General features: G+C 49.9%; 9 protein-coding genes. 5 read left to right on the top strand and 4 right to left on the bottom strand.

Features of this window, described 5'->3' with window-relative positions; all coding sequences use genetic code 11:
• Window positions 1–224 precede the first annotated feature (224 nt).
• From HU760_RS21125 to HU760_RS21110, 4 genes are all read left to right on the top strand, one after another.
• On the top strand, window positions 225–2,057 hold the full coding sequence (locus HU760_RS21125; protein ID WP_186673974.1) for a hypothetical protein: 1,833 nt from the start codon (window positions 225–227) through the stop codon (window positions 2,055–2,057).
• 399 nt (window positions 2,058–2,456) lie between these two features.
• Entirely contained in the window at window positions 2,457–3,458 is a 1,002-nt protein-coding gene (locus tag HU760_RS21120; protein WP_186673972.1) for a hypothetical protein, read from the top strand.
• Between the two features lie 178 nt (window positions 3,459–3,636).
• Window positions 3,637–3,966 (top strand): hypothetical protein, encoded by a 330-nt coding sequence (locus tag HU760_RS21115; protein WP_367615799.1) that lies wholly within the window; start codon window positions 3,637–3,639, stop codon window positions 3,964–3,966.
• 543 nt (window positions 3,967–4,509) lie between these two features.
• Window positions 4,510–5,010, top strand: a complete 501-nt coding sequence (locus HU760_RS21110) for a hypothetical protein (RefSeq protein ID WP_186673970.1) — start codon at window positions 4,510–4,512, stop codon at window positions 5,008–5,010.
• A gap of 843 nt (window positions 5,011–5,853) precedes the next feature.
• Here the strand turns inward: HU760_RS21110 and HU760_RS21105 are convergent.
• A complete protein-coding gene (locus HU760_RS21105) occupies window positions 5,854–6,789 on the bottom strand; it encodes a hypothetical protein (RefSeq protein ID WP_186673969.1) in 936 nt (311 codons plus the stop codon).
• Window positions 6,790–8,210: 1,421 nt separating this feature from the next.
• Between HU760_RS21105 and HU760_RS21100 the strand changes: the two genes are divergently transcribed.
• Window positions 8,211–8,699: an Lrp/AsnC family transcriptional regulator gene (locus HU760_RS21100; RefSeq protein ID WP_186673967.1), complete on the top strand. Its 489-nt coding sequence runs from the start codon at window positions 8,211–8,213 to the stop codon at window positions 8,697–8,699.
• Window positions 8,700–8,705: 6 nt separating this feature from the next.
• Here HU760_RS21100 and HU760_RS21095 read toward each other — a convergent pair whose 3' ends face one another.
• Genes HU760_RS21095 through HU760_RS21085 form a run of 3 tightly spaced genes read right to left on the bottom strand, consistent with a single transcriptional unit; the run spans window position 8,706 to window position 11,510 of the window.
• Window positions 8,706–9,158 carry a GNAT family N-acetyltransferase gene (locus HU760_RS21095; protein ID WP_186673965.1) on the bottom strand — a complete coding sequence of 151 codons (453 nt, stop codon included), beginning with the start codon at window positions 9,156–9,158 and terminating at the stop codon, window positions 8,706–8,708.
• Complete coding sequence (locus tag HU760_RS21090; RefSeq protein ID WP_186673963.1) at window positions 9,142–10,362, bottom strand: MFS transporter; 1,221 nt, start codon at window positions 10,360–10,362, stop codon at window positions 9,142–9,144. Before HU760_RS21090 ends, HU760_RS21095 begins: the two co-directional genes overlap by 17 nt.
• Complete coding sequence (locus HU760_RS21085) at window positions 10,359–11,510, bottom strand: ATP-grasp domain-containing protein (RefSeq protein WP_186673961.1); 1,152 nt, start codon at window positions 11,508–11,510, stop codon at window positions 10,359–10,361. Before HU760_RS21085 ends, HU760_RS21090 begins: the two co-directional genes overlap by 4 nt.
• Between the last annotated feature and the right edge of the window lie 2 nt (window positions 11,511–11,512).

Here is an 11,512-nt window from a genome sequence, read left to right as displayed (position 1 = left end):
GCTGTTTTTGGAAGGAGCAGATTGTCCGATCAAGTAATAAATACGTCTTATTTCTATTTGGGTGAATGAAGTGGTATTCGATATGGCAGATTTTGACCTCCAGGATGGATGGCCGCAGATTGCCATTACTGCCAGGTATCGCTACGCTCAGTATTTTTACGGACTCACAATCGACATAGACAACAGCTGATAATCCCTCCAAAAAAAACGTATGGAGCATGCATATGTCAGAACTCTCCGGGAACTCATCGTCTAGAGCTATTGGAAGCGTTTATAAAGAGAATAAAAGATTTGTTGTAATTGGTTTGACAGGAAGAACAGGTTCAGGCTGCTCTACATCAGCAGAGATTCTTTGTAGTACCGCCATTGAGCTTCCAGAGAACGCATATGTCGGAATCTCCAATAATGAGCTAAGAAAACACCGAATAATTAAGAAGTTCATTGAGCATCGATGGCAGCCATTTAAGTGCCTTCAAGTTAGAACGGTTATAACTAGATTCATCCTTGCATTAAATTTTTCAGAGTTTTGTCGATTTGTTTCAGATGTTATGGCTAGAGATATACATAATGCCTCAGAGGCCATGAGGGAGATAAAAGAAGAATATGATATTCTACACGTCGAAATATCGGACTACCTTAGGAGTCCTGAAAGCACGCTAGATGAAATAGAAGAAAAGCAAGAATTTGCTTTTGATCTGTACTTCAATCGGTTGCCGGCCTTCTCGGATAAAATACGAGAAGGTCTAAAAAATATTTCGCTTGATGCATACACAAAAATATACCAGGCCGCAGGCGATAACATACGAGCTTCCGGTCAAGCAAATAGTTCTAGGTTTGATGATTCAAAGGTTTTTCATTTCCCTAGGACTATAAATAAAATAATAAAGTCTGCGCACCATTTGGCTCGAAAGAATAATGAGTCCTGTTTCATTGTGATTGATGCTATTAGGAATCCATACGAAGCAATATTTTTCAAAGAGCGTTACGCTGGTTTCTATCTGGTATCAATAAACACAGAAAATGAAAACAGGCTAGCCCACCTCCGCAGTACACACAAATTTTCTGAATCTCAAATAAAAGATCTTGATGAAAAAGAGTACCCAAGAAAGCTTTCTGGGTATAATAAATTTATATCGCAGAACATTCAAAAATGTATTGAGATATCCGATATACACATACACAATCCTAGAAAAGAGCAGTTCAATAATGTTGAGCTTAAGTGTCAGCTTGCCTGGTATGTTTCTCTAGTGCAACATCCAGGCTTGGTGATGCCAACATCTCTGGAAAACTGCATGCAAATTGCTTACACGGTCAAGCAAAGTTCAGGCTGTATATCAAGACAAGTGGGGGCGGTTGTAACGGATGAGGAGTTCTCAGTAAAATCAGTTGGGTGGAACAACACGCCACAGGGACAGGTGCCATGCCTTCTCAGAAATGCCGAAGATTTACTGCTTGGTCAAGACACCTCTGCATATAGTGAGTATGAAAGAAATGATATTAAATTCAGAGAAGTTTTGCATGAGAAATTTGATGGGCTAAGAAAATCAACCTTGTTGGAAGGTCGTAATTTATCCTTCTGCTTTAAAGACATGCAAAATGAAATAGACGGTGAAAAAAACCAAGTTCACACACGTTCACTGCACGCCGAAGAGAATGCGTTTCTTCAGATTTCAAAGCATGGTGGAATGAAGCTTAGGAATGGAGTGCTATTTACGACAGCCAGTCCATGCGAACTTTGTTCCAAGAAAGCTTACCAGCTTGGCATAAGTAAAATTGTATACATTGACCCATACCCTGGAATTGCCACCAGGCATACTCTATTGGTCGGAAGCAGCAGGCCAGAGTTACAGCTTTACAGGGGCGCAGTTGGTAGGGCATATCACCAGCTTTATCAGCCAATAATGCCATACAAGGATGAGCTTGAAACGCTGCTATCTATACCCGGTAGCGCAAACAAAAAAGCTATTCGGGCAAAAATGCTAGAAAAAGAAAATCTCGAACTAAGAGAAGAGCTTGCTCGACTGAAAAAACAGCTAGATGAGCTTAATAATAAATGATAAGCCGCCTATGTATATGGGGCATCGATGTCCTGAGTAGATCGATAAGAGTCGGCTTTGATCCTGCCAATTTCTTATGACTGACCACACGCTTATCCTTTGCAGAGACTCTAGGATGCGTGTTATTTGTCGGAGTGTCTTTCGGGAAACGACCGTAATGGGTCGATGGCCGCCAGTTAAGGCTGAACGCTATCGACCCATAGCTGCCTCTCGCGAAGGGCAGTAATCGACCAGAAGCGGACATTAATAGACTGAAGCGCTTAGCCCATGATTGAGCACAGACAAACTGCTGATGAATTTGTATTCTCGGACAAGCTCCGAAAGATTCGGGCTATTTCCATCTCCCAATTGGTAAGTTAAGTTTTTATCGAGCGGCTAAAATGCATATGGAAGGCATATATGAAGCATTGGACTGAGCCAAATGGAATATTTTTAATTCAAATTCCAATTGATTGGCAGTACCTTAATTCAGGCCTTAGCGACTATGAAGAGAAGTCGCCTTACGGGTTTCAACCTTATGAAGACCCCATAGGCTGTTTTCAGATAAGTTGTTATCCGTTGAGCGAGCTTGCTCCTAGTATCGCCAAAGCCAATCCAAACGGAGTCAGAAATTTAAGCTGGAAGGCGTCCAGGGAAGATAATTCCGAATTTTGCACACATCTGTTTTTCGGCGCTTATTATGATCAAGCATTGATAGGTAAATATATATACGATGTGGGTCTTGAAGGCGATAAGAGGATTGCAAAACAGCTTGGGATTGCCATTAAAATTCTGAACTCGGTTGTGATAGTCCCAGAGAGTGATCGTAAACTGGCTGCTGATTTCGATAAGTTTGATCGGTTCACAGGGTCTCTTGCGGCGTCACATGATCTCCTATGTGCAGCAATTGATGCAGGGGCATGTATTGAGATAATTGCAATTGCAGCGAATCAAATAGATGCATATTTAAGATTGAGTCTGGTGATTGCAAGGCAACTAGATGAGAAGACGAACAATATCGAAACTAGATACTTGTTCCAAGCAGATGGAGAGAAGGGGATTATGGAAAGGAAGGTCTTCGAAGATGCTTTAAAATTTAAAATAATTGATCAGGAGGCTTTTAATTGTTTGAGTGAGCTCTACAGCTTGAGGAATCGCGTTATTCACCGATACATAATCTCAGATATAAAGTCGCGTGATCTCGTAGAAATTGCTGGGAAATATTTGAGCGCTTTGGAAAGAACACGTCTAACCCTTCGCGACTTCGAGCAGAAACAAGCAGTTGTGCCTTATGGGTTATACGGAACGAAGTTTGGTAAAGCCCTTGTTACGGACGACGCTATAAGGCGGTTACATGCAAGCGCAAATGACAAGCATCTTCTTGAAAAATATAAGAGAAGCGTTAGTGACAGAAGACGCTAGGCTCTGTACGAAATCCCGAGAAACTTAATCGCCGCCCCTCAGCAGCGGAGACTTTATAGAGTCCCCACCATCACCCGAAAGGAATTCTGTGATGGAAATGCTTTAGGAACATTGAGGCCTAGAATGTACTCGCCGATCTCTTCACTGAAACCCACGGCTGTGCCTGAGCGATCGCCTAATGCTCGATGGGGTGCTCTGGGTACTCTGTTCGGGCGCTGCATGGCGAGACATGGCGGATCGCTTTGGACCGTGGTCAAACGGTGTATCAACGATTTCGAGGCTGGCGAAACCAAGGGACTTTCGATCAGATGCTCAGCCCCGCTGGACGAAGTCAGCATTCCATCCAGCCAATGTGGCCGCCCGCGTAAACGCTGCAAATGGTTACTTGCCGACAAGGGCTATGACGCCGAAGTGCTATGCCGCAACTGCGATCAATATAGAATGCAACCCGTATCCCGCTGCGCTCGATGAAGCGCAAACCCAAGCCTGGCTTACCCTGAATGTTTGATCGACCCAAATACCGACAGCACAATATCATCGAGCGCATGTTTGGCTGGCTGAAAGAGAACCGGACCGTGACACGTTCGCCAAGCTCGCGAAAAGCAATGCAGCCATTGTCTCGCTGGCTTGTTCCAAACTCAAAGGGGAAAGATTAATTTTTTGATTGAAATAGGGGGCAGACCACGATTTCGTTCCTCGAATTTATTCAATCGAGGGGGCTTGAAGGCTTCTTGCCATAGAGCCCTGAAATGATAAAACGTAGTCCGTCCCATATTGCCGTGTCCCTTATTGTTACTATATCGTTCGTGAGTGGCTTTTTGGGTCATTGCTGCGACCAAAACAGCATCTACGAGCGTCGTAGGCAACGCTCGTAGCTCTCAGCTCGCTACGTAATCAGTGCCTTTTCGCACAGCCTAGAGCCATTGCAGGATGTCATGACAATTGGGTTGGCTGAGGTCATCGGGTAAATACCCCGCCCTAAAATCTAAAAACCTCTTCTCCTAGCGACGAAAGCAAGGCAAAATTTCTCCCTTTTATGCTAGAGGCCAAAATGGAAAAACTCATTGCGTCGATTCAAGATTTTCCTGTGATTGTCCAGGGGGCTATGGGGTCCGCACTATTTGCATTGCTGACCTACATGGGGCAAAGAATTGCTGCCTACTGCTTCGATAGCTTTCGCGCAAACTCAAAAAAAACACGAATCAGACAGCTAAAAGAGCAACTTGTACGCCTGCGAGCACTTAGGGCTGAAGACGATGCTGAGAAGGCTTATTATACGTCACTGCTTTGGTTGAGGGCATCGCGCCACATTGTTAAAGCGTTGATATGGATCACATTTGGTTTGGCATTTGAATCTGTGGCTGGGACGTTTAGTGCTGTAGGATACATAGGCGCATTTTATTATTTGTTTTTAGCCCTAAACATTGTTAAACCCATTGGCTATGATGGTGATATCGACAAAAAAATTAAAGAGATTCGAGCAGAAATTGAGGGCTTGACTGACAGCTATTTGGCGCTTGAGAAAGCGGAAATAAGGGAAAAAACGAAATAGTGAAACAGGCGAAGTAGGAGGCAGACCACGATTTCACTTCTCGAATTTATTTAATCGAGGTGGCTTGACGGCTTCTTGCCATAGAGCCCTAAAATGTTGTCTGTCCCCTATGGTCAATTCAAGCTAAGCTTGCCGCTAGCGCGTGATAGGGTAGCTTCGGTGATAATAGGTCTGTCCCAATTTCCCTATTTTGTTGGAATGGGATTACCATTGAAAATGCTGCTGATCTAGCTTGAGCAACGCACGTACTCGTCGGACTGTTACATCTGCGCTATCAGGAACAACCACTGAAATTCCCAAATAGTGCTCAAGGTGCAAGGTAAGCGTCTGCTCGTCTACCAATAGATCCCAGTAGCGCTGGTCCAATTCATCAATTTTTCAGTCCAGCAACCGCCCAAGCACTTGGGCCACGTCCTCGAATAGCTTCCAGTTAGCGTTCTTTGATATCTCGATCGTCGCCATACGTCACTTCACCCAGCATACACAGATTTTCGTGGCCCCCGCGAACGACTGCAATGGATCGTTTTCTATCGTTCCCCAATCTAGCATTTGAGGTAGCTGGGCGTAGCTCTCACTGGGCCTTCCGCAATTCCCGATTCGATTCCACTGAAAGCCATAACTAGCTGATTTGTTTATAGATACCCTATGAGGTACATCAAAAAATCCACCAAATTCCAGCCCCGCGAAAACCGGGCCCCCACGGCCAACAACCGTCCGTCTGTCTCCACCACAATCAGTTTCCAGAAGTCTATGACTGTCTACGAAACACCCAGCAAAGCCCGCACTAGGCGGGCTTTGTTGTTTCTATATGTCTGAGCATCTGCGCTCGGTTCGACAAGGAAGCTACAAGAACAGTTGGAAATAAATGTAACTGGCGCCTCCAAGAATTACAATGGGACACATGCATGCAAGTATTTCTGAGCCTCCAGTGTCTTGAATGATTTGTTCAATTTGTGCGATAAGACGCCTTTTATTGATCTCATTGCTATCACTTGAATACTGCTCCAGAAGAGACGACATCATTGTCTTCTCGCTGGTGATCGCGAATGACATTTTTGCAATAAATCTCCGAAAGTCTTCTGGTTGCTCTATTTTGCTGACTAGCTCAGGATCTTCCTTAATTCTTCTTCTCAGTGCTTTGTGTTGACGATACTCTCTAAACATTGGAACGGAGAAGAGCGCAAAAGCAATAACAAAAAAGCCAATCGGGTAGACGGTCCATGGTAATTGTTTTTTTACCGGAGAATATTCGGGTCGAGCATCAATGAATTCAATTTTTTTCAAACCCTTGATCCTTGCTGTAACATTAGGTAAAGAAGGATTGGAGTCCTTTAAATACACCGAAAAACGAATGTAATCAGTAGGATTCAACATGCCTGGATCTATTGTTACAGAGTTTTCCTGCCTTGCTGGTGTTATTTTTGCATTGACATCTGATGGGTCAGAAGAAGTAATTTTTGAAAAAAGAACCTTCGATTCTTGATCAAAATGAAGAGTGGGTGCAGCAACTATCTCGGAGGATGATATTGATTTTTCGCCGTTATTCAGTATCAAGAAATCTAGCCTAGAAATTCCAGGTACCGGTTCCCCCAGGTACAATACCTGGATGTCTCCGCCTAACATAGGGTCCTCTTGAAGTAAGGATATGGAGGACTCCATACTTACCTGTAGTGACATTTTTTCTGAGAAAAATATTTGGTAGACTGCTATGAGGCACCCTACAAGAGTAGCTATAAAAGACATTGCTTCAAATAAATTGAATTTTCTTAAAGCGCTCATGGTAGTCCTTTGGCTAGTTTGCTTGGTTTGATATGTGTAAAATGTTTGCTATTTAGTAGTGGCATTATGCCATGCATTTGTCATTTGCACCACTGTCAATTAGCTATGATTGTAGTAGTGCCTGGAGTGAATGGTCTCATCTTTACATATGGGAAAGCTTCCTGTTTTCCCTCGCCGTAGAGGATTGTTTTATCACTGCGCACGATTGCACTATTTGTACTAAATAAGCAGGCGTCTTCACGCTTTAAGATTAATTGTGTATAAGCACAACTGAGCGTAAAACCTCGGCCAGCGAGCACGGATGCTACGCTTGCTTAATTAGGGCGTGGTTGCTGTGCTCATATGAAGGTAGTTACAAGTCAATTTACCATAGGCTACCTTGGCTGGTACGTTGAAAGTCTGGGAGGAATGATGTTTGTGATTTGCCATTGCAGCTGAATGCTAAGAAAACCAATGCAATCATTTTAAATCGTATTGACTTCATGTGCGTAATCAATTGGCGCCCGAACGTCTGCCCCACCCGCTGCCCATCCCTTCTAGCGGTAACTGGCATTTTCATTTCTCGCGCCATAGATAAGCTGTTCTATATCCAGTGACGCTTAAACGACACCTTTCGATCGAGTCCCTGAAAAATTGATGCCGCGAGCTTGCTCAAGTGATCAAGTCAGAATACTTAGATCAACTTTCCGCTGCGGAATAGGCACCTAGAGCAATTTCTCCAGATGCGCTTTCTGCGGCATGCTTATGTCGGTACAAGTCCTGCTGGAGCCCGTGGTGCTGGTACTCAAACCAAAGATCCTTCAATGGCTAGCATCCTGTGCTGACAGATTTGGCTGCTATCGAAAAATCTACCTGAGCAATACGACGGTCAAGCATTGATTGAAATGGTACAAGAACGAGGCCCTCATGATGGACCCAGCTTCTGATTCGACTCCATCAAAAGCCATGACTAGCTAATTTATTTATAGGTACCTTATGAGATAGAGCTGAAGATCCAACAAATACCATCACCGCGAGAACATGGCCCTCACGGCCAACAACCGTCCGTATGTCTCCGCACCGGAGAGCAGTTTTCAGAAAATCTACGACTGCTTACGAAACACCCCGCAAAGCCTGTCTTGTGAGCTTTGTTGCTCCTATCTGTATCGTGCTGCGGTCGGCTCGCACATCATCACCGCTGATACCTCATGCCCCAACACTCCGGCGGAGAACCTGCAGTACCTATTGACACCAACCCCCCACCGTTGCTTAATCGATTCGCCCTTCGCGGCCTGGCAGGCCCAGATCCCTGTAGTACCTGCCCCAGCCCATCGCAATTCCTGCCCGTCGCGTATTCCCGGTTTCATATAACAATAAGGGTAGTACCGTTCATCTGCCGATTACGTTATGTCCTGATTGAGTAATCCAACCAAGGAATGGCCATGAAAAGGAAATCGAGCGCCCTTGATTCAGTGGACCTGCAAATCCTGTCCATCATGCAGTCCGATTGCCGGACGACCCTCTCCAAATTGAGTGAAAAGATCGCCCTGAGCGAGACGCCTTGTTGGCGGCGGCTCAAGCGGCTGGAAGACGACGGCTATATCAAGCGCTACCAGGCGATCCTCGACAAGCAAGTGCTGGGCTTCGACATCACGGCGTTCATCCAGCTGTCGGTGGATTCCCATACCCCCGAATGCACCCGTGACCTCGAACAGCGGCTGACCGCCTCGCCCGAAGTGATGGCGCTGTACAACGTCACCGGCGACTTCGATTTCCTGGTCCACATCGTCTGCCCGAACATGGAGATCTACTCGCAGTTCGTCGAGCTGACGTTGCGCTCGCTGAAATGCATCAAACAGATCAAGACTTCAGTCAGCCTGCGGGAGATCCGCGCCAGCAACGACCTGCCGATCTTCTCGATATCCGCTTGAGTCAGTTCACGTGGTGGAAGGCTGGGCGTATACGTCCGGGCGGTGGAGTTGCCACAGGTAGTTGGGCCGGTTGACCGGCGTGAAGCCGATCTTTTCGTACAGCCAGGGAGCGGTGGTGGTGGCCAGGAGGATGCGCCGGAGCGAAAGGACCTCGGGTACTTCGAGCAACGTTTCCGACAAGCGCCGCCCCAGGCCCCGCCCCCGGTACGCTTCGTCGACGAAGACGTCGCACAGGTAACCGAACGTCGCGTAATCCGTGACCAGCCGAGCGAAGCCTACCTGCCTGTCCCCGTCGTAGGCACCCACGCACAGGCTGTTGTTGATGCTGGTTTCCACGCGCTCCTGGGAGATGCCGGCGGCCCAGGTCGAGGTGGTGAGGAAGCCGTGGACGTACGGGATGTCCAGGCGGGTCTTGTCCAGCGTCAGCGTGATGGTGTCGGTTTCAGTGATGGTGTCCATGAAGCCCTTCCTTGAATGCCGGGTTGTCTTGTTTGCGGTAGAGGGCGACCAGGGCCACCGCCAGTGCCGCAAGCGCGCAGTTAACATACCAGAACAGGGTGAAGTCGCCTGCGGCGACGAAGCGGCTGGCGACCGCATTGCCTGCCACTGCGCCCAGCAGCCCCATCAGGCCCAGCACACCGAAGCCCACCGGGAGCAGGTCGACCGCCAGGCCTTTGCTGAGCAACGCGTCGATCGCCGGGTCGATGGTGATTTCGCCAAGGGTGAACAGCAACACGCCGATCAAGAACAGTGGCCGGCCAGCCGACTCGGCCAGCAGCCAGAAGGCCAGCAACATGCAGGCGAAGCCCAGGGCCAGGGTGAAATACACCGACAGTCGCTGCGACAGCCATGTGTTGAGGGGAATCTGCAGCGCCATCACCGCGGCGGCGTTCACCCAGAATACGTGGGCCACGGCATCGGTCCCCCACGCACTGTCGGCGACCAGGGGCAGGGCATACTCCAACTGGATGTAATGGAACTGGTAGCACAGGGTGACGATCATCAGGACCACGGCCAGTGGCATGCTGACCACCGCGCGTACGGCCTTGCCGAAGGCTGGTTTCGGCCGGGCAATGCGTTCGGGTGCCGTCGCGGGCGCGCGTACGGCCCGAAGCACCACCAGCGCCACCACCTGGATGCACGCTGCGAACAGGAAGAAGGCGAATGCCGTCTGGTCGATGAGCGCAGCCCCCAGGGCACTGCCCACCGCTACACCGAGGTTGTTGACGGTACTTCGGAAGGAAAACAGCAGGTAGTGATTGTCACCCGGCGTCAGGGCGACCAGGGCGGCCTTCGCCGCGGGGGTAAAGAACGCCTTGCTCACGCCCAGCGCCAGGCTCAGCGCGCAGAGTGCGGGTGCGGCGGACACACCCGTGGCGAACAGGGCGTAGGTGGCGATCTGCAACACCAGGCCGACCTTCATCGTTAACAACGGGTTGGTCCGGTGGCTCAGGTAGGCCCCGGCAAACGATGCCACGTATTGCCCCGTGAGGAACAGCGTGAGCTGCCCTGCGGCGAAGGCCGGGGACTGCCCGAGCACCTTGACCAGGTACACCACGAAGAAGGGAATGACCGAAAAGTAACCCAGTGCCGTCAGGAACTGGACCAGCACGGCGCGCCGTGCGTCGCTCGGCATGGTAACCAGCAGGGTGCGTAGGTTCATGGGGCGACGATGACCTCGATGTGGTCGATTTCCAGGTTCAGCCGTTCGTCCAGTAGAGGGCGATCGGGCGCCGAGACGATGATGCCGCCATGACGGTGGAACGAGTCGGTCATGCCCTCGATTCGGTCGCCGGGTGCAAGCTTCATTTCCAGCCAATGCACATGACTGGCCCTGTTCTCGGGCAGGTGGATCGACCGTACGGTACCGGCAGGGAAGTCGAAATAGCGGATGGCGGCGCAACCCCGGCGAGCGATTGCCACTTTCACTGGCTCGCCGAGTAGCAGCCGGGCGTGGGCGCTGACCATGTCGAACCCGGTCGCGATCTCCACCAGATGCCAGATGCGGTCGCCACCTGGCCGGTTATGGCACTCAATGATCTCGATCGCTTCGCCGTCGACCTTGAACTCCAGGTGGCCCGGCCCGTCGCTGAGGCCGATGGCATCCAGGCAGCGGCTGATGTAGCGCCATTGGTTGGTGGACAAGCCGGATGAATCGGGATCGACCACGTGGCCGAGTTCCACCAGCCCGCTTAGCCCACCCAGGCGTTTCTCCGTCACGGCCAGCAAATGGTGGGCGCCGGCGATGCTGAAGGTCTCGCAACTGAATTCCCTGCCTGGCACCCAGGTTTCGACGATGTAGCGCCGGTTTGCCGCGAGGGTCACGCTGGCACCGGGTTCGACCCGCTGCACGTCGTGGCTGCCGGTGCCGTCCACAGGCTTGACCACCAGCGTATCGCCGCCTTCGTTGTGCAGCGCAGTCGCGCAAGTGCCGGTCTGCCGCTCGAAGAAGGCGACCTGGGTGAGCCCATGCTCGCGCAGCGCCTCGCGCGTCAACAGCTTGTCCCGCGTGACCAGGGAGGCATGCAGCGGCGGGGCCACGATACCGAGGACCCGGCCGATGATTGCCGCCGGCACGGTACCGAGCTCGGTGAACGACAGCACCGCTCGCAACGGCGCGGATGCGTCGATGACGGTAGCCTTGAACAGCAGGCCAGGTATGTCGTTGAAGTCCGCCAGGTGGATTTCGCACGGTGCCGTGCGTTGCCAAGGGGTCAGCCGGTGCGGCTCGGTCAGCACGATGACCGACGGCGCCACGGCCATGACCTTGCGCAGGTAGTCGTCTGTGGGGCCGAGCAATAGCAGGCTCATCG

The organism is Pseudomonas oryzicola, from assembly GCF_014269185.2.
Lineage (GTDB): Bacteria > Pseudomonadota > Gammaproteobacteria > Pseudomonadales > Pseudomonadaceae > Aquipseudomonas > Aquipseudomonas oryzicola.
This window is presented reverse-complemented; position numbering and strand designations above follow the sequence as displayed.

What these genes read in the sequence shown, in the direction of transcription:
- HU760_RS21125 (WP_186673974.1), top strand. Translation starts at nt 225, where the DNA reads ATGTCAGAACTCTCCGGGAACTCATCGTCTAGAGCTATTGGAAGCGTT.
- HU760_RS21120 (WP_186673972.1), top strand. Translation starts at nt 2,457, where the DNA reads ATGAAGCATTGGACTGAGCCAAATGGAATATTTTTAATTCAAATTCCA.
- HU760_RS21115 (WP_367615799.1), top strand. Translation starts at nt 3,637, where the DNA reads ATGCTCGATGGGGTGCTCTGGGTACTCTGTTCGGGCGCTGCATGGCGA.
- HU760_RS21110 (WP_186673970.1), top strand. Translation starts at nt 4,510, where the DNA reads ATGGAAAAACTCATTGCGTCGATTCAAGATTTTCCTGTGATTGTCCAG.
- HU760_RS21105 (WP_186673969.1), bottom strand. Translation starts at nt 6,789, where the DNA reads ATGAGCGCTTTAAGAAAATTCAATTTATTTGAAGCAATGTCTTTTATA.
- HU760_RS21100 (WP_186673967.1), top strand. Translation starts at nt 8,211, where the DNA reads ATGAAAAGGAAATCGAGCGCCCTTGATTCAGTGGACCTGCAAATCCTG.
- HU760_RS21095 (WP_186673965.1), bottom strand. Translation starts at nt 9,158, where the DNA reads ATGGACACCATCACTGAAACCGACACCATCACGCTGACGCTGGACAAG.
- HU760_RS21090 (WP_186673963.1), bottom strand. Translation starts at nt 10,362, where the DNA reads ATGAACCTACGCACCCTGCTGGTTACCATGCCGAGCGACGCACGGCGC.
- HU760_RS21085 (WP_186673961.1), bottom strand. Translation starts at nt 11,510, where the DNA reads ATGAGCCTGCTATTGCTCGGCCCCACAGACGACTACCTGCGCAAGGTC.